The sequence below is a fragment of the Embleya sp. NPDC001921 genome (genome assembly GCF_053594475.1).
Window position 1 is genome coordinate 223,164 of the sequence record NZ_JBSFEO010000003.1, and the last position, 17,256, is coordinate 240,419.

Sequence of the window (17,256 nt, forward strand, 5' to 3'; positions counted from 1 at the left end):
ACCCGAACGGGTGTGCATATGCTGGCGGGGCCGTGAACCGGACGTGTGGCCCGGCGGCGCCAACGGGAGGAGTGGCCCGATGAAGGTCGGCGTCATCGGTCTGGGCGACATCGCGGAAAAGGCGTACCTGCCCGTCGTCACGACCCTGCCGGACCTGGAACTGCGCCTGCACACCCGTACGCCGGCGACGCTGCGCCGGGTCGCGGAGACCTACCGGGTGCCCGCGGAGCACCGCCACGCCGACCTGGACGGGCTGCTCGCCGAGGGCCTGGACGCGGCGTTCGTGCACGCGGCGACCTCGGCCCACCCGGAGATCGTGACCCGGCTGATCGAGGCCGGCGTGCCCACCTACGTGGACAAGCCGCTGGCGTACAGCCTGGACGAGAGCGCGCGCCTGATCGACCTGGCCCGGGCACGCGGCGTCGGCCTGATGGTCGGCTTCAACCGTCGGCACGTGCCGGCGTACGCGCAGAGCCGCGAACTGCCGCGCGATCTGATCGTGATCCGTCGCAACCGCGTCGACACCGCGCGCGAGCTGCGCACCGTGACCTTCGACGACCTGATCCACGTGGTGGACACGCTGCGCTTCCTGGCCCCGGGCGAGATCGAGCACGTCGACGTGCGGGCCCGGGTCGTGGACGGATTCGCGCAACACTTCGTGCTGCACCTGTCCGGCGCCGGTTTCAGCGCGGTCGGCATGCTCAATCTGCGCAGCGGGTCGAACCAGGAGATCCTGGAGGTTTCCGGTCGGGACGGCACGCGCGAGGTGCACAATCTGGCCGACGTGGTCGACCACCACCAGGGCCTGCCGACCACCCGACGGCGCGACGACTGGACCCCGATCGCACGTCAACGCGGGATCGAACAGGTGGTCCTGACCTTCCTGGACGCGGTCCGCACGGGTGTCTTCCCCGACCTCGACGACACGCTGCGCACGCACGAGATGTGCGAACTGGTGGTCACCGAGGTGGAGAAGCAACTCGGCTGAAGGGGACGCGGATGCGGACACGATGGTCGCCGCCGGTAGTCGATCCGGGGCGGCTCGCCGAGCTTGCCGCCGAGATCGAGCGGATCGGCGAGCTCATTCGGCACGACGGCGGTGCCGGACCGGGCGAGGCCGAGGCCGCGATGGCCGCCTTTCGGGCGGAGACGGGACACGACTACACGATCGCGGACTTCGTCGAGTACCACGGATCACGCTCCCTGGCGGACTTCGCCCTGGAGGCGGCCCGGCCGGCCCGGCCCCGGATCGCCGACATCACCCGGGCGGAACTGGTCGAGATCGTCGAACGCATCCTCGCGGGCGACGCCGAACTCGACTGGTACCTGCTGGTGTTGACGGTCAACGTGGCGTGTCCGAGAGTGACCGAGCGGATCTTCGGCGGGTCGGCCGAGGGCGAGGGCGCCCCCGAGTCCGCCGAGGAGATCGTCGACGCGGCGTTGGCCTATCGTGCGATCGCGTTGTGAGCCCGGACCTGCGGTTCGGTTCGGCTCGGCTCGGGTCGGAACATCGTGTTGTCGTTCGCGGCGGTTTCCCGGATCGGCCGGATGACGTCCCGAACCCGTGGCTCGCGCGGCTGGTCGACGTCGCGACGCAGGTGGCGGCGGGGACGGAGGCCCGGGGGCTCGGTGGGGGCGGGTCTTCCCGTGGGCCGACCCGGGTAGGGCGCGACGTCAGCCGGTTCGGGGCGGCGATGCGCCGGCGGCCAGGAGCGCGGCCACGGTTTCCGGATAGGGGCCCCGCATCGCCCAGTCGATCGGGGCGTGACCCGTGCCGTGGTCCTCGCGCAGATGGGGATCGGCGCCGTGTGCGAGCAGTTCGCGGACGGTCTCGGTGTGGCCCCAGCAGGCCGCCGCGCACAGCGGGGTGCCCTCGGAGCCGGATCCGCTCTCGGTGTCGGGGGCCGCGCCGGCCCGCAACAGGAGTGCGACCACGTCCGCGGCCCCGTGGACCGAGGCCGCGTACAACGGCGTGGTCCCGTACTGGTCCGGCTGTTCGGGATCGGCCCCGGCCCGAAGTGCCGCGGCCGTCTCGGCGAGGCGGCCCAGGCCGGCCGCGCCCACGAGCAGCCTCGACAGTCGTTTGCGCTCACGATGGTTCACGCCGCAGAGGGTAGTGGGCCGGTCGCGAACGTGCGCGGGGATTTGCGGGCGGTACGCGTCGAGGGCGGGGCGGCGGCCGGTCGCGCCGCCGGCCGGTGGAGCGGGAGTGGGCCGGGGAGGGGCCGGCGGCGGGCGCGGCGGACCGGGCGGGCGCGGTGCCTCGGGTGTACGGGTCAGTAGGTCGTGTCGGCCGCGCCGCCGGGTTGGTTTCGGCGGGCGGCGCGGGCGGCGGTGATCCTGGCCGAGACGTCCACCCACGTGCTCCCGTAGTCGCGGTCGAGGCGGTCGCGCTCCTCCGGGGAGAGGTGCTCCAGGGCGGGCAGCAGGTCGCGTTGCTCGTGGACCAGCAGGCCGTCCATCGCGGACGCGGCGTCCTGCGCCTCGTCCTGGAAGCCCGGGCCGTCCGGGCCGAGCCGCTCGGCCGAGTCCAGGAAGCCCTCGATCCGGCGCGCCTGCGCGATGGCGTCGTCGACATGTCCGCTGCGGTGCACGTCGGCGTCCCGGACCGCCGGATACAACACCCGTTCCTTGGTCGCGATGGTCGCCCGGATCGCGTTGTCTGCCTCGTCGAACAGGGCGACGGTGGTCTGCGGGGTGGCCCGCCACCGGCGGATCAGCTCACGAAGGTTGCGGTTGTCCAGCACGGCTGTCTCCTTGCGCGTCGACTCGGCTCACGCGGCCGCTCGGCGCGGACCGGCCACGACCACACCCCGTGCCACTGCCCTTTTCGGGACGGATCATCCCTTGGTCGACATCCGCAAGGCGGGCCCGTACGAGGCGGTCGGGACCACGAAGTCGGGGCCTGCCGGGGGTTGCCGCGGCGGCCGGCCGCGGGCGGGGCCGAGTGCACCGGGAGCGGCTCGACCCGTTCGGCGGGATGCGCGGCGGTCCCGGGTGAAGTGCCGGCCGATCTCCGCCCCGCGCCGATCAGCGAGCCGGCATCGTGGGGCGGGTGACTGAGCCCTCGCGCACCCGACTCGCCCGAACCTTCCTCGCGACGGCCGCGGCGGCCGTATTGCTGACCGCGGCGGGCTGTTCATCGGACGACCCGGTCCGGTTCAAGGACGGCGACCGGTCCGATTCCGTCGACGGGGTGCTCGGCCGGGACTTCGCCGATGTCACATTGACCCCGGAAGGTCCGTTGGACGCACGGCAGTTGTCCGCCTCGGCGGACATCATGCGCAAACGCGCGGCGACGAGCGGCCTGTCGGTGAAGGACGTGACGGTGCGGGACGGCACGTTGGTGCTGCGGGTCTCGCTGACCGAGTACGGCGCCGAGACGAAGCAGCGGATCGCGGCGATCGCCCGAACCGGGCAACTGACGGTGCGTTCGGTGACCAGCGCGACGCCGTTCCAGGCGACCGCACCCGGGCAGCCGGGAGCGTCGGCGCCCGCGGGTCCACCCGAGTGCGCGGACCCGGCGACGCCTCGGGCGGACGTACCCGGCTCGCAACTGGTGGCCTGCGACGCCAAGTCGATGGAGAAGTACGTCCTGGCGCCCGCCGTGATCACCGGCACCGACGTTTCCGGGGCCGAGGCCCAACCGCCCCGGAACGGCTCGCCGAGCTGGGACGTGGAGATCGAGTGGACGGCCAAGGGCCAGGACGCCTTCACCCGGGTCACCTCCGAGGCCGCCGGCGGCCGACTGCCCACCAACCGGATCGCGATCGTCTGCGACGGCCGACTGCTGATCGCACCGACCGTGCAGTCCGCGATCCCGGGCGCCGCGGTGATCAACGGGACCTACAACGAGGCCGAGGCCCGACAACTGGCCGCGACGATCGGCGCGGGAACGCTGCCGGCGGGATTCACGGTCGGCGCGTACGTCGAGGGCAGGTAGCGGGAGCGGCGCCACCGCCGGCGCGCATGTCGACGGCACGTGGTGAAAGCGGCGCGTGAACGCCCGGCGGGGGATTGAAGACACGCCCTAGGCCCACAGGCTCGCCCAGGCGTGGGCGGCGTGGGCGAGGGCTTCCGCGCCCCAGACGCCGTCGGCCGCTTCCTCGTCCCAGCGGCGGGCCTCGGCCAGCGTGAAGGCGCGTACGCCGTCCGGGGTCGCGTCGCGCCATCCCGGGGCCCGGGACACCCAGGCGCGGGCCTGTTCGGGAGTGTGGCCACCGGCGGAGACCAGGCGCAGGCCCCATAAGGCCGCGTCGATCCACGCCGGGCCGAGCGCGGGCCAGGCCCAGTCGACCAGGCGGGCCCGGGCGCCGTCGACGAGCACGTTGCAGGCCGCCGGATCGGTGTGCAGCAGGCACGTCCCGGTCAGCAGGTGCCGTTGGGTCGGGTTGCACCAGTACCCCCAGCGATCCCACGCGCTCGGCAACCGCAGTCCCGGCACCGGGCACCCGCCCAACTCGGCGAGCGCGTCCACCACCAGGGCCAGGTCCGGCGACCCGGGAGCGTAGTCCGCATGCCGACCGTCGACGCCCTCGAACGCCAACAGGTGCCACCCCGCGACCTCCAGCCGCCACAACACACGCGGAGCGCTCGCGGGAAGGAACGCGTTCACCCGTTCCTCCTGGTCGAGTTCGTCGACCGGCTCCCAATGTGATCCCCACCATCCGGACACCTCGCCGGCGGGGGCGCCGACGAGCACGGGAGCGGGCACGCGTTCGCGCTCGCGCTGTGCCTTGACGAAGACGGTCCGCCCGTCGGGAAGCGTCAACAGCGCCGAGGCGCCGCAGTTCGCGCCGCCCACGGTGTCCGCCACCGCGGGTTGCGCGCCCAGCCGGCCGCGCACCGCCTCGCGCACCCGCACCGGAAGTCGATCCCACGCCACGTGGGCGATCGCCACGTCAGGGCGCCGGCGGCGGCGGATGCTCCGGCGGCGCCGGCGGGTTCTTGTCCGGCGACCTGGGCCCGGGCGGACGCCCCGGGTTGTCCGGCGTCGACGGCCCTCGCGGAGACGTACGCCCCTGACGCATCATGCGTCGCAGCGTAGACCCGGGTGCCGACCCGCGAACAGTGCCCGGGCACGGTGATCGTCACCTCGGTCCACAGGAAACCGCCTGGCGCGGAGGTTGCCGTCCCGGCATGCTGGGGCGATGTTGATCAGGGAAGCAGGCGCGGCCGACTGGGCGGGCATCTGGCCGTTCTTCCACGAGATCGTCGCCGCCGGTGAGACGTTCACCTACCCGCTCGATCTCGGTGTGGACGAGGCCCGCGAGTGGTGGCTCCTGGCCGCGCCGTTTCGGACCGTGGTGGCGGTCGACGAGGACGGGGCGATTCTCGGTACGGCGAAGATGAATCGCAACCACATGGGCAACGGTTCGCACATCGCCAGTGCGAGCTACATGGTCGATCCCGCACGCTCGGGCCGGGGCGTCGGCCGGGCGTTGTGCGAGTACTCGATCGCGTGGGCCCGGGCCGAGGGGTATCGGGCGATGCAGTTCAACGCGGTCGTCGAGACGAACGTGAACGCGGTACGGCTCTACCGCAACCTCGGCTTCGAGGTGATCGGGACGCTGCCGGAGGGCTTTCGGCATCCCGAGCACGGATACGTCGGGCTGCACATCATGCATCTCGCGCTCTGAGCGGGCTTCGTGCGCCGGTCGGGGTCGGTTCCCGACCGGCTCCCCATCGGCCCCTCACCGGCCCCTCACCGGCTCGCGGTCGGTTCGGGGCGCGGTCCGCGGCAGGCGACGGGCGCGCCCCGCAAGGCACCTGATCGGCCGTCAGGCCCGGAGAGCGGTGCGGAGCCAGGACAGGCGCAGGCCGTCCTGGAAGGCGCCACCGCCCTCGTGGCCGTTGAACGGATAGACCTCCATGCGCTTCGCCGCCGGGTAGTGGTTGTAGGCGGCGAACACCGTGGACGGGGGACAGGTGGTGTCCATCAGGGCCACGCTGAACAGGGCCGGCGCGGTCGCGCGGGCGACGTGGTTGACCGCGTCGAAGTAGCCGAGCGTACGGAACGCCGCGTCGACGTGGTCGCGGTGCGCCGCGAGGTAGCGGGTGAGTTCGCCGAACGGGCCGGTCGTGGCGATCTCGGCGCCGCGGCGAAATTGGCACAGGAACGGCACCTCGGCCACCACGGCGGTCAGGTCGGGAATCAGGCCGGACATCGCGAGCGCGATGCCGCCGCCCTGGCTCTCGCCGACCATCGCGATCCGGGTCGGGTCGACGGCCGGGTGGCTGCGGGCCGTCGCGACGGCGCGGACCGCGTCCACGAACACGCGGCGGTAGAAGTACAGGTCCGGATCGGTGATGCCGCGGGTCATGAAACCCGGGTGGGTGGGGCCACCGCCCGCCGGGGCGTCGTCGCCGGTGCCGCCGCTGCGCCACACGCTGCCCTGGCCGCGCACGTCCACCACGAGATGCGCGAACCCGGCTGCGGCGTACAGGAGTTGCTCGTGCGGGAGGCCGCGCCCGCCACCGTATCCGGGGAACTCGACCACGCACGGCAGCGGGCCGTCGCGGTGGGCGGGCAGGACCAGCCAGGCGTGCACGCGCTGACCGGCGTACCCGGCGAAGGACACGTCGAGGACGTCCACCGCGGTCAGCGGGCCGGCCTCGGGCGCGAAGGTCGGGTCGAGCGGGTGCGCGGCGGCCTCGGCGAGCGTACGCGCCCAGAAAGCGTCGAAATCATCCGGCTCGGCGCGGATCGGTCGAAAGCCTTCCAATTCCGCCAACGGCAGGTCGCTCAAGGGCATGCCATGCTCCTCGTTCCTGTTCGGGTGTGGTCGATCGAGTGCCCGGGGATCGAGTGCCGGCGATCGTTTCGTCGGCCAATTCTGCACACCGGCGGATCGGTGTGGTCAATTGGGGCGACGCGGCCGACGCGAGTGCCCGGACGTCCCCGAACCCCCGCCGTCCCCTCGGGCTTGACACTCCGCCCGCGGTCGATCGAGGATCGTGCGCGGCATCGAACGTCGGCACCGATCGGGTGCGGCGCACGAGGTGCCGGGGTAATGCCTTGGAGGCATGCCACCGTGTCCATTCGCTTGAACCACACCATCGTCCTGTCCCGTGACCGGCGGATCTCCGCCGAGTTCACCGCCGGGATCCTCGGCCTCGAAGTCGGCTCACCACTGGGGCCCTTTCTGCCGGTCACCGTCGCCAACGGCGTGACATTGGACTTCGCGACCGTCGACCCCGAGACGATCTCCCCGCAGCACTACGCGTTCCTGGTCTCCGAGGCCGAGTTCGACACGATCTTCGAACGACTGCTCGCCGCCGGCGTCCGCTACCACGCCGATCCGCGACTGAGCGAACCGGACGCGATCAACCGGCACGACGGTGGTCGGGGCGCCTACTTCCTCGACCCGAGCGGCCACTACCTGGAGATCATCACGCGCCCCTACGGCGGCGGCGGGGCGGACGCGGAGGGCTGAGCGGCCGAGCATGTCGCGTCCGCGCGCGCTGCGTTCGGTCGGCGGCGTCCCCGACCCGAACCCTGAGGCGCAACGCTTCCCATAGGCGTACGTATCCGTCGGGGTAGGCGCGAGGGCGTACTTTCGTCCTCCTGTTCGTGCGCCGTCGGGAGTAGTACCCCTAGGGGCGGGTCCTCCCAAAGCAGTAACGGCAGTACCTACACACGACTGATTCGCAACCTGTTGATCGCCCCTAGATTCTGACGAAGACGAGGATTCGGCCGCAGGGTCGCAGAGTCGAAGATGAGAAATCGGGGACACCATGAGCGCCGCAACCAGGTCGGGGACAGTAGCCGCGTTCATGCGCTTCGTCTTCTTCGGCGGTGGTACCGGACTGGCGTCGAGCGCCGCGCTCGTGGCCCTGTCCGATCACCTGTCGATCGCCGTCGCCAACGCCGTGGTCACCGTGGTCTTCACGCTGCTGGCCACCGAGTTGCACAGCCGGTTCACCTTCGGCGCGGGTCGGGCCCGCGGCCGGGTCCACGTCCAGTCGGCGCTGTCGGCCGCGGTCTCCTACCTGTTCACCACCGGCGCGATGCTCGCGCTGCACGCGGTGCAGTCGACTCCGGGGGTGCTCAAGGAGCAGGCGGTGTACCTGACCGCCTCCGGCGCGGCCGGGATCGCCCGCTTCCTGTTCCTGCGGTTCGTCGTGACGGGCAAGGAGGCGAGTGCCCCGGGCGTCGCGAAGGGCGCGCCGACGACGGTGGCCGTTTCCGTTCCGACCGCCGTCGCCGCGCCCGCCGTCGCCGTTCCCGCCGTCGTCGCGGTTCCGGTGCCGGCCCCGGCCCGGGTCGTGCTTCCCGCCTGGTCGGCCATCGTCACGGTGGCCCTGCCGGCTGCCGCGGCACGGTCCGTGCCCACCCGCGCGTCACTCGTCGCGACGGCCTAGCAAGATGTTCCTGCCGACAGGAGTACCCGGATGACCCGCGCCGCCGCCGAGCACTACGAGCGACTCCTCGCCGAGAACTACACCTGGATGCTGGGCGGCGACCTGGCGCCGATCGTGGCTCGGCAGGCCGAGTTGCTCACCGGGTTGGGTGTCGCCCCGACCGAGACGTCCGCGACCTCGGTGGATCTGGGCTGCGGGCCGGGCAATCAGAGCCTGGCCCTGGCCGGACTGGGCTTCGACCGGGTCCTCGCGGTCGACACGAGCCGAACACTGCTGGACGAACTCGCCGGACACGCCGCCGATCTGCCGGCGATCGAGCCGGTGCACGCGGACATCCGCACCGTCCTGCCGGGGCTGGTCGCGCCGGAGGAGGTCGCGGCCGTGGTGTGCATGGGCGACACCCTCACCCACCTGCCCACGAAGGACGACGTGAGCGCGCTGCTCGCGGACGTCGCCCGGGCTCTCGCACCCGGCGGCCGGCTCGTCGTCACCTACCGCGACCTCACCGAAACCCTGCACGGTATCGACCGGTTCATCCCGGTACGCAGCACCCGTGACCGGGTGTTCACGTGCTTCCTGGAGTACCCGGACGAGGACACGGTCCTGGTTCACGACCTGCTGCACATCCACGACGGCAGCACCTGGACCCAGCACGTCGGCAGCTACCCCAAGCTCCGGATCGCGTCGACCTGGCTTGCCGACCGCTGCGACGACGTCGGCCTGAAGGTCGAACACAACGAACCCGGACCACGCGGCATCCAGGTCCTGGCGGCGCACAAGGGGTGACGGCCGCACGGGGGTCACGGCGGCTGCACGGGGGTCACGGCCCGGCGGTCCGAGGATATTCGCGTGCGGTTCGCACGTTCGCCGTGATACCCCAGGCTCCCATGGAAGATCTCGAAACCGAGCGCCTGGTGCTGCATCCACTGACCGTCGCGGAGGTGGAGCGCGTGGTGGCCGGCACCCCCGGTGAGGACGCGCTCTGGGCGCCGGGGTATCCGACGCGGGGCGATGTGGTCGGAGGCCGACGCTTCCTGGACACGTGCGCGGGCAGCGGCGATCCGGGTGTGTTCGGCAATTACGAGATCCGGCGCCGGGAGGACGGGCGGGCCGTCGGTGGGCTCGGTTTTCACGGGGCGCCGGACGCCGACGGGACGGTCACCATCGGCTACGGCCTGATCCCGGACGCCCGGGGCCACGGCTACGCGACCGAGGCCCTGCGCGAACTCCTGCGCTTCGCCCGGGCGGCGGGCGCCACCCGCGTGCTGGGTGACACCGCGTCGGACAACATCGCGTCCCAGCGGGTGATGGCGGCCGTCGGCATGCGGCTCACCAAGGAGGACGCCGACCTGAAGCACTACGCGATCACGTGGCCGAAGCACCACGAGGACCCCGACGACCCCGGCCGGCACCCCGACGCCACGCGACCTCGGGCCACCACGGAGTTTTGAGACCAGCCGCCGTGCCGGACCCGCCTATCGGGTTCGGGCGACGCGCGCCGCCACGGGCGGTCGGTCGTGGTGCGGGCGTGGGGTGACGCGTCAGGTGCCGGGGACCGCGGTGCGGCGGTAGGCGTCCGGGGTTTGGCCGGTCCAGCGTTGGAAGGCGCGGCGCAGGGCGCGGGCGTCGGTGTAGCCCAGCCGGCCGGCTATCGATTGCACCGGCAGTTCGGTCTCGCGCAGCAGCGCGGCGGCGCGCTCGTGGCGCACGGACTCGATCTCGTCGCGCCAGGTGGTCTCCAGGTCGCTCAGCCGGCGCTGCAGGGTGCGCGGGCTCATCGTCATGCGCTGCGCGACCAGTTCCAGGCTGAGCTCCTCGCCCAGCGCGCCGGCGACCACGGATCGGAACGTGCCGTGCCAGCCCGCCGCGGGTCGGGCGTTCTCCAGCAGGTTGTCCGCGTACCGGCGCAGGATCAGCGCGAGTTCGTCGTCCGGGCCGGGCGGGCGGCGCGGTTGTGCGTCCAGGTCGAGGAAGGTCATCGAGTTCGCGCGGGCGCCGAAGTCGATGGCCCGCGTACCGAACGCCTCGATCAGGTGCCGGTGATCCTTGGGCGCCTCGTGCGCGAGGGCGACGTGCACCGGGACCACCGACGGCCCCCTCGCGTCCCGCGCCCGCCTGAGCATGAGCGCCATCGCGAACTCGTCGATCGCGGTCACCGCCGCCGGTGAGTACTTCGCGATGCCGTAGGTGATGGTCAGCCGTCGGTCGTCCTCGACCACCGTCATGTCGACCCCGGGGTCGGTCATGGTGGGGAGGTAGCGGGCGGCGTCGCGGCAGCCGTCGGCGAACGTACCGGCGGTGGTGAACAGGTAGTCCCACACGTGCAGCCGCCCCTGTGCGGCCGTCTCCGCGGCCCGGATGCCGGCACCCGTCGGGCCGGCGTGCGTGATCAGTTCCCATACCCGGATCAGGCTCGCGGTGGGTACCCGCAGCAGCGGGTCCGCCAGCGTCTCCGGTTCGAAGCCCGGCAGAAACGCGAGTTCGCTCCGGGCCACCCCGGCCCGCAGGGCGGCATCCCGCACCACGCGCGCCATGTGTGAGGAAACCGTGTAGTCGATCACTGCCGGAGCATATCCGGGCGGTCAATCGCAATGCCGATCCGGGATCTGTCGCGGATGGTCCCCTGGTCGGCGCGAAGTGTCCCCCTTCCCGGCGTGGAGTGTCCCCCTCGCCGGCACGGGGTGCCCCCCTCCCGGGCGTGGAGTGTCCTGTCCCCCTTCCCGGCACGGGGGTGCCCCCGGTTCGGGCAGCCGGGTACGACTCGGCGGCGGTCGGAATCCGTGTGCGGGACACGGATCCGGCCGCCGCCGAGGGGAGCCGGCCGTCGTCGGCCGGTGGGTCAGGGGCCGACCGTGCCGTCGATGCCCTCGCGGAGGAGGTCGGCATGGCCGTTGTGCCGGGCGTATTCGTGGATCAGGTGGAACATGACCAGACGCAGCGACACGTCCTCGCCGGATTTGGCGTTGTGGCCGGTGACGTCGAGGGACTCGGCGGCGGTCTCGATCCGGCGCGCGTGCTCGATCTCGGTCTCCCAGGCGGTGAAGGCTTCCGCGCGGGTGGACGTACTCGCGTCGTAGGCCACCTGGAAGTCGCCCCGGTCCGACCACACCAGCGGGATGTCCTCGCCGTTGATCACCCGGCGGAACCAGGCCCGTTCCACCTCGGCCATGTGCCGGACCAGGCCGAGCAGGGAGAGCGTCGAGGGCGGCATGGACCGGCGGCGCAGGTCCTCGTCGGAGAGGTCGTCGCACTTCATCGCGAGCGTGGCCCGGTGGTAGTCGAGGAAGGCGCGGATCATCTCGCGCTCGTCGGCGATCACGGGCGGGGCGGGGCGTTCGGTGGGCATGGTGCTCGCCTTCGATCGGTGGTGGGTGGCGCGTGGGTGTGCGCGCGACCAGCCATCATGCCCCCTTCTCCGGGGCTATCGATCGAAAGCGTTGCGCGTCATCGGGTCGGCCGTCGGCGGGAGCCGGTGGGGCAGCGCGTATCCCTGGCCGAAGTTGCGCAGGACGCGTGCGACGGCGCGGCGGGCGTAGGTGTCGGGGGCGGCTGTGCTCGCGTCGGAACCCGCACCGCCCGCCGGCAGGCCCCGCAGCACTTCGGCCGCCTCCGCTCGCAGGTGCGGGCCGAGCATGCCGAGCGCGGTCGCGGTCCGCCTGGTCGCGGCGGGGGTCGCGGCGGGGTCGGCCAGGAGGGAGCGCAGTTCGGCTGCCGCGTCGTCGATGAACCTGGCGCTGAGCTCACCGAGCTGCCGGGCCGCGCGGGTGCGGGCGTACCGGCTCATGTCGGCCCGGGACAGGGCGGCGCGGACGACCTCGGCGGCTTCCCGGAGGTGGCGGGGGCTCAGGAGGCCCAGCCGTCGGGCGATGTCCACGCGGTCGGCGGCGCCGGCCTCGGCGGAGTGGAGCAGGTCGTGCAGCGCGACGATGCCCTCGGTCCGGTAGCCCTGCCCCAGCTCCGCCAGACATTCCGCCGCGACACCGCGTGCGCAAGGTGGGAAGTCGGGGGCGGCGATCAGGGCGCGCAGGTGCTCGGCGCCCTCGGCGACGTAGCCCGGGCCGAGTTCGCCGAGGGTGCGGGCCGCGAGCGTGCGGACGGCGGGCGTTTCGGCGCGGACGGCCAGGATCGAGCGAAGGATGTCGGCGACGTCGGTGGTGTGGCCGGCATGCACGGTCAGGAGCACGCGGGCCGCGTCCAGGCGTTCCTTCGCGGGTCTGTCGCGTGCGGTGACGATGGCTTCGAGTACGCGCGCGGCCTCGTCGAGGTATCCCGGGCCGACCAGGGCCAGCGTCTGTGCGGCGTCGATGCGGGCGCCGACGGCGGCACGCGTTTCGTCGATCATGGTCCGGAGGAGGGACACGGCATCGGGAGCGTACCCGTCACCGAGGTCGCCGAGGCGGCTCGCGGCGCCTGTCCGGGCGCGCGGATCCGTTCCGGGCGAGGTGGCCAGGGCACGCAGCCGCGTCGCGGCTTCCTCGACGTATCCCTGTCCCAGGTAATCCAGTGCACCGGCCGCCGACACCCGCTCCCGCGCGTTCGCCCCGGCCGAGTCGGCGATCGACCGAAGTGTGGCGGCGACTTCGTCCCGGTATTCCCGGCCCAGATGGGACATGGCGATGGCCGTTCGCGCGCATTCCAAGGCGGTGCCGTCGGGCGCGGCGAGAGCGGCTCGGAACGCCTCGGCCGCCTCACCCGTGAAGTGCCTTCCTTGGAAGGAAAGACAGCGTGCGGCCTCCCCCTTCAGCTCCGCACCGACATCCGGTGCTTCGATGAAGGCGCGCAGGATCGTGCACACCTCGGACTCGTACTCGACACCGAGTCCCTGCAGGGCCTGTGCGGCGCCGAATCGTACGCCGTGCCGGACATCGGGATCGGCGATGATCGATCGAAGCGTGGCCGCGGACGCGGTGGTCCACTCGGCCGAGAGGTGGGCCAGCGCCTGCGCGGCCCTGGTGCGTACGCCGTGGTCGGAGCCGGGATCGTCCCGCGATCGGTGTAGTACCTCGATGGTCTCGACCGGATCTCCCGCCCCGAGCCGGACGAGCGCGCGGGCGGCCGCGACCCCCATGAAGGCGTTCGTATCCGAGGCCGCCAGCACGGCACGCAGCGCGGCCATCGCCGCCGGGACGTGGCCGGGCCCCAGGTCGGCCAGGTTGGTTGCCGCGGTGTATCGGTCACCGGCGTCCGCGTCGGGTGCGTCGAGCGTGGCGCGCAGGACCCGGGCGGCCTCCGCGACGTGGTCGGGACCCAGATTGGCAAGCCTCACGGCGGCGCGATTGCGCCATGAGGGATGCGTCTTCGGGTCGTTCGCCATCGCACGCAGTGCGGCGGCGGCCTCGACGATGTACTTCGGGTCGATCCGGGCCAGCGTTTCGTTGATGGAACAGCGGTTGAAGAGACTGGTGTTCGGCGCGACGAGGAGTCGACGCAGGGCGACGACGGCCTCGACCGCGTATTCCGGGGCGACCTTGGCCAACGCCGCCGCGCATTCCTCCTTGGTGCCGGCCGTGGAGTCGGGGGCGACGAGTTCCGCGCGCAGGATCCGCACGGCCTCCGGTACGAGGTCGGGGCTCAGCTCGGCCAGGATCAGCGCGGCCTGGTAGCGGTCGTAGGGATGGGCGTGCGGTGCGGTGAACTCCGACCGCAACGCCGCTCGGGCGACCGGGAGCAGACCGGGATCGAGTTCGACCAACCGCGGTGCGCCTCTCCGTCGATCGCTGCCGGAGGCGTCCGAGGCGGCGCAGATCGCGCGGAGCGCCCGGGTGGCCTGGGGGATGAACGCCCGGTCGATCTCGCGCAACGCCAGGGCGGCCTGCCCGCGATCGTCGATGTCGGCGTCCTCGGCGGTGAGAATCGCCACCAGGGCCTCGACACCCGGCGCCGTGTGTTCCCCGCCCAGCCGGACGCGGATCGACGCCGCGTCCGCGCGTACGTGGGCGGGAGCGCGGTCGCAGGACAGCACGGCGCGCGTGAGGTCGGCGACCTCGCCCGCGTGTTGTGGTCCGAGGTCGGCGAGTGCGCGGATCGCCGCGACGCGGGTCGCCGAAGGACCGCTCTCGGCGCTCAGCACGCCGCGCAGGATGCCGAGCGCGGCATCGGGATCGTGGATGGCGAGCGCCTGCGCGATTTCCACGCGCAGGTCGTCGCGGCGGTGGCAACCGCCCACGTACTCCTCGAGCGCGGCGCGGACGCTCGGCTGCGGGGCCAGGATCGCGGCGTCCCGGATGGCGTGTTGCAAGGACTTCGGCCTGTCCTCGTTGGACAGCGTCAACAGCAGGTGCGCCACGAACGAGTCGGTATGTGCTGCCGAGGCCGGAATCCCGCCGGCGAGCAACACCCCGGCGAGCGCCGTGTAGTCGCCGGTGCCCCGATTCAACCAGCCCAGGATCGTGTCCCCCGTGCCATGCAGATGGGCGTGGTGGGCGAGCACGGCGTGGGCGAACAGGTCACCGTCGATCGCGCGATGCACGACGTACGCCCAGTCGGCCTCGGCGGCGTCGAAGTGCCTGGGCAACTCGTTCGCGCGGGCGCTCGCCGCGATGTGTTCGGCGAAGCTGTAGTGGGTGAAGCGCAGGAAGTCGGCGTGGTGGGTGAAGACGCCGGCCGTGCCGAGGACCGAGGTGACCAGGCTGCTCCATTCCGGGACGCCGCGGCGGGTGGGTCGGCAGCCGTGTTCGTCGAGCCGGTCGAGGGCGAGGTCCAGGAGGGTTCGGGTGGCGGCGGCCGGGTCGGTGACCACGGTGACGGCCAGGTGCTCCACGAGTTCGTCCCGGTGTTCGAACAGGAAGGCCACGCTTGCCCGGTGGGCGGCCGAGCGTGGCAGCCAGCGGTGCAGGACGGTTTGTTGCTGCTCGTGTACCTCCTCCAGGTGCGCGTCGGCCAGCAGCGTGAAGTAGTCGCAGTAGAGGGTGAATCGACTCCCGGGCAGCGGGGTGCCGGGTTGCTTGCGGTAGACGAGCGCGGCGACGGTGGCCAGGAGCGGGACCCGGACCAGGTCGCGGATCCCGGCCGCCTCGGTGTGTCGCAGGAAGCCGTCGGCCAACTCCGGCCCGTCCGCGTGGTCGTGGAACCAGCGGTGGGCGAATTCGCGCAACTGCTCGCGGTCGAACGGTTCCAGCGTGTACGTCCCGGTCGCCGCGTGCTGGAGCGGGGCCAGTTCGTCGTTGGGCAACGGGCGGGTGGTGATCAGCAGTCGGAACCGCCCGTCCGGATTGCGGACCCGGCCGGCCAACTCGGCGACCAGGCCGCGCCGCCGCTCGGGATCGGTGATCTCGTCGAGACCGTCGACGATCAGCAGGCACGTGGTGCCCTCGGGCAGGTGGTCGAGCAGGTCGTTTGGGAGGGGGTGGTCCAGATGCGGGGCCAGTTCGGCGGAGAGGATGCGGACCAGGCGGGGGACGAGCGCGCCGCGGTCGGCGGCGAGGCGCCCGGCAGTGACGCGGAGCGGCAACAGGCGTTCGGGGTAGGCGTCTTGGCCCGATCGAGCTTGGTAGGTGGTGGACAGGGACGCGGCCAGTTGCAGGCTCAGCGTGGACTTGCCCTGGCCCGCGCCGCCGGTGATCAGGACGTGGCGGTGCAGGTCGAGGGTCTCCTCGGCGGCGCGCGCGGGGGCCACCGGTTGCACCGTCGACTCCATGGTCGAGTCCACGGGCACGAAGTGCCGCTTGCGCCGCTCCTCGTCGTGTCGGTGCCGGTGCGGGTGCCGCTCGTGGTCGCGGAACTCCTCGCGTGGCTCGGCCGGTTTCGTGGTCGGCGCGCCGCGCGCCTGTTGGCGGACGTACACGGTGGCCAGGCCGTCGAGCGGCGCGTCGTACAGGCGATAGGTGAAGTTGCGCGCAGCGACGGTCTGGGCGTGCAGCAACTCCCTTAGGTGCGGGGATAATGAGGGTGTGGTGTCGACGGCCGAGGGATGCCGGTTCCAGCCGAGGACGATGCGCGCGCCGTGGTCGTCGATGCGCTGTTGCGGTGGTGGGAAGCCCAGTTCGGGCAGGACGCGGTGCAGGTGGGTGTGTACGGTGGCCAGATCCAATGCCTTCGGGCCACCGGGGACGCCGTGTTCCAGGATGTCGATCAACCGACCGGTGAAGGCGGTGTATCGGCCGCCGATGGGTGCGACCGCTTGTCGGGTGGCGGAGGCCGCGGCGAGGACGTAGGTGCCTTCCACGCGGGACATCTCGGCGAGTCGGCCGTCTTGGGGCACGTGCGGGGCGCTCGGGCTCGGAGGTCGCGATCTCGGGTCGGTCGTGTCCGGACTCATCGCGTCGGACCCCACGGCGTCGGACCCCATGGCGTCGGGTCCTGTCGCGTCCGATCCCATCGCGCCGGCGAGGGCTCGGCCGGCGAAACAGCAGTCCAGGAGTACGGCCTTGGCGGGGACTCGACGGGCCGAGCGCAGCACGTGGCGGACGTCCTGGAAGGGCAGCGCGGTGTACGCCCGGTCGGGTCGGCACCGGGGGAGGGACAGGAGCAGGTCCTCGGTGTCCGGCGAGATCAGGCCGTGACCGGCGTAGTACAGGAGTACCAGGTCGGTCGCGGCGCCGGCCGCGCTCAGCGCGTCGAGGACCTGGTCCCGGTGCTCGGGCTGCTCGATCACCACGCAGTTTCGCGCGGGCAGGCCCCACACCCGCGGATCGGTCAGCAACTCCCGTAAACGCACCAGGTTTCGGGCCACGGCCGGGAGCGGCGCGAGATGCTCGAAGTCGTACGCGCCGACCAGGACCACGCGCGATCCCTGCGGGTCGTGCGGCCCGGCGCTCGTGCCACTCACGTCGCTCCGTCTCGGGTCGCCGGCTCGCCGACGAACTGCACACGCATCCATCCCCCTTGGCCTGCCGAGCAGTTCAGCGTAGTGGGGTCGGGGGGCGGGGGAGGAGCGCTCGGGTGTGTGGGCTC

General features: G+C 72.3%; 15 protein-coding genes. 8 read left to right on the plus strand and 7 right to left on the minus strand.

Annotation, left to right across the window (positions count from 1 at the left end; genetic code table 11):
- Positions 1–79 precede the first annotated feature (79 nt).
- Positions 80–988, plus strand: coding sequence for a Gfo/Idh/MocA family protein (locus ACWCPW_RS04455; RefSeq protein WP_449760082.1), 909 nt, complete (start codon positions 80–82; stop codon positions 986–988).
- Positions 989–999: 11 nt separating this feature from the next.
- Entirely contained in the window at positions 1,000–1,467 is a 468-nt protein-coding gene (locus ACWCPW_RS04460) for a hypothetical protein (RefSeq protein ID WP_449760083.1), read from the plus strand.
- Positions 1,468–1,674: 207 nt separating this feature from the next.
- On the opposite strand, the gene ACWCPW_RS04465 is transcribed toward ACWCPW_RS04460, so the two are convergent.
- Together ACWCPW_RS04465 and ACWCPW_RS04470 are read right to left on the minus strand one after the other, a co-directional pair.
- Complete coding sequence (locus tag ACWCPW_RS04465; protein ID WP_449760084.1) at positions 1,675–2,103, minus strand: ankyrin repeat domain-containing protein; 429 nt, start codon at positions 2,101–2,103, stop codon at positions 1,675–1,677.
- Positions 2,104–2,276: 173 nt separating this feature from the next.
- The gene (locus ACWCPW_RS04470) at positions 2,277–2,747 is read right to left on the minus strand and encodes a hypothetical protein (protein WP_449760085.1); all 471 of its coding nucleotides are present in this window, start codon (positions 2,745–2,747) and stop codon (positions 2,277–2,279) included.
- 308 nt (positions 2,748–3,055) lie between these two features.
- On the opposite strand from ACWCPW_RS04470, the gene ACWCPW_RS04475 reads away from it, so the two are divergent.
- Entirely contained in the window at positions 3,056–3,943 is an 888-nt protein-coding gene (locus ACWCPW_RS04475; protein ID WP_449760086.1) for a SecDF P1 head subdomain-containing protein, read from the plus strand.
- A gap of 87 nt (positions 3,944–4,030) precedes the next feature.
- Here the strand turns inward: ACWCPW_RS04475 and ACWCPW_RS04480 are convergent, their stop codons facing one another.
- Positions 4,031–4,900: an aminoglycoside phosphotransferase gene (locus tag ACWCPW_RS04480; protein WP_449760087.1), complete on the minus strand. Its 870-nt coding sequence runs from the start codon at positions 4,898–4,900 to the stop codon at positions 4,031–4,033.
- A gap of 250 nt (positions 4,901–5,150) precedes the next feature.
- Here ACWCPW_RS04480 and ACWCPW_RS04485 point away from each other — a divergent pair, with 250 nt between their 5' ends.
- Positions 5,151–5,639 (plus strand): N-acetyltransferase family protein, encoded by a 489-nt coding sequence (locus tag ACWCPW_RS04485; RefSeq protein ID WP_449760088.1) that lies wholly within the window; start codon positions 5,151–5,153, stop codon positions 5,637–5,639.
- A 141-nt stretch (positions 5,640–5,780) separates the two neighbouring features.
- Here the strand turns inward: ACWCPW_RS04485 and ACWCPW_RS04490 are convergent, their stop codons facing one another.
- Positions 5,781–6,755: an acetylxylan esterase gene (locus ACWCPW_RS04490; RefSeq protein WP_449760089.1), complete on the minus strand. Its 975-nt coding sequence runs from the start codon at positions 6,753–6,755 to the stop codon at positions 5,781–5,783.
- A 279-nt stretch (positions 6,756–7,034) separates the two neighbouring features.
- Here ACWCPW_RS04490 and ACWCPW_RS04495 point away from each other — a divergent pair, with 279 nt between their 5' ends.
- The 4 genes from ACWCPW_RS04495 (at position 7,035) to ACWCPW_RS04510 (ending at position 9,815) form a co-directional block, all read left to right on the plus strand.
- Entirely contained in the window at positions 7,035–7,436 is a 402-nt protein-coding gene (locus ACWCPW_RS04495) for a VOC family protein (RefSeq protein ID WP_449760090.1), read from the plus strand.
- A 301-nt stretch (positions 7,437–7,737) separates the two neighbouring features.
- On the plus strand, positions 7,738–8,364 hold the full coding sequence (locus tag ACWCPW_RS04500) for a hypothetical protein (protein ID WP_449760091.1): 627 nt from the start codon (positions 7,738–7,740) through the stop codon (positions 8,362–8,364).
- A gap of 30 nt (positions 8,365–8,394) precedes the next feature.
- Positions 8,395–9,150: a class I SAM-dependent methyltransferase gene (locus tag ACWCPW_RS04505; RefSeq protein ID WP_449760092.1), complete on the plus strand. Its 756-nt coding sequence runs from the start codon at positions 8,395–8,397 to the stop codon at positions 9,148–9,150.
- A 101-nt stretch (positions 9,151–9,251) separates the two neighbouring features.
- A complete protein-coding gene (locus ACWCPW_RS04510) occupies positions 9,252–9,815 on the plus strand; it encodes a GNAT family N-acetyltransferase (protein ID WP_449760093.1) in 564 nt (187 codons plus the stop codon).
- A gap of 90 nt (positions 9,816–9,905) precedes the next feature.
- On the opposite strand, the gene ACWCPW_RS04515 is transcribed toward ACWCPW_RS04510, so the two are convergent.
- The 3 genes from ACWCPW_RS04515 to ACWCPW_RS04525 all read right to left on the minus strand — a co-directional run bounded on the left by ACWCPW_RS04515 (position 9,906) and on the right by ACWCPW_RS04525 (position 17,131).
- On the minus strand, positions 9,906–10,925 hold the full coding sequence (locus ACWCPW_RS04515; protein ID WP_449760094.1) for a helix-turn-helix domain-containing protein: 1,020 nt from the start codon (positions 10,923–10,925) through the stop codon (positions 9,906–9,908).
- Between the two features lie 278 nt (positions 10,926–11,203).
- The gene (locus ACWCPW_RS04520) at positions 11,204–11,710 is read right to left on the minus strand and encodes a DinB family protein (protein WP_449760095.1); all 507 of its coding nucleotides are present in this window, start codon (positions 11,708–11,710) and stop codon (positions 11,204–11,206) included.
- 75 nt (positions 11,711–11,785) lie between these two features.
- On the minus strand, positions 11,786–17,131 hold the full coding sequence (locus tag ACWCPW_RS04525; protein ID WP_449760096.1) for a caspase, EACC1-associated type: 5,346 nt from the start codon (positions 17,129–17,131) through the stop codon (positions 11,786–11,788).
- Positions 17,132–17,256 lie beyond the last annotated feature (125 nt).

What these genes read in the sequence shown, in the direction of transcription:
- ACWCPW_RS04520 (WP_449760095.1), bottom strand. Translation starts at nt 11,710, where the DNA reads ATGCCCACCGAACGCCCCGCCCCGCCCGTGATCGCCGACGAGCGCGAG.
- ACWCPW_RS04510 (WP_449760093.1), top strand. Translation starts at nt 9,252, where the DNA reads ATGGAAGATCTCGAAACCGAGCGCCTGGTGCTGCATCCACTGACCGTC.
- ACWCPW_RS04505 (WP_449760092.1), top strand. Translation starts at nt 8,395, where the DNA reads ATGACCCGCGCCGCCGCCGAGCACTACGAGCGACTCCTCGCCGAGAAC.
- ACWCPW_RS04485 (WP_449760088.1), top strand. Translation starts at nt 5,151, where the DNA reads ATGTTGATCAGGGAAGCAGGCGCGGCCGACTGGGCGGGCATCTGGCCG.
- ACWCPW_RS04460 (WP_449760083.1), top strand. Translation starts at nt 1,000, where the DNA reads ATGCGGACACGATGGTCGCCGCCGGTAGTCGATCCGGGGCGGCTCGCC.
- ACWCPW_RS04500 (WP_449760091.1), top strand. Translation starts at nt 7,738, where the DNA reads ATGAGCGCCGCAACCAGGTCGGGGACAGTAGCCGCGTTCATGCGCTTC.
- ACWCPW_RS04455 (WP_449760082.1), top strand. Translation starts at nt 80, where the DNA reads ATGAAGGTCGGCGTCATCGGTCTGGGCGACATCGCGGAAAAGGCGTAC.
- ACWCPW_RS04490 (WP_449760089.1), bottom strand. Translation starts at nt 6,755, where the DNA reads ATGCCCTTGAGCGACCTGCCGTTGGCGGAATTGGAAGGCTTTCGACCG.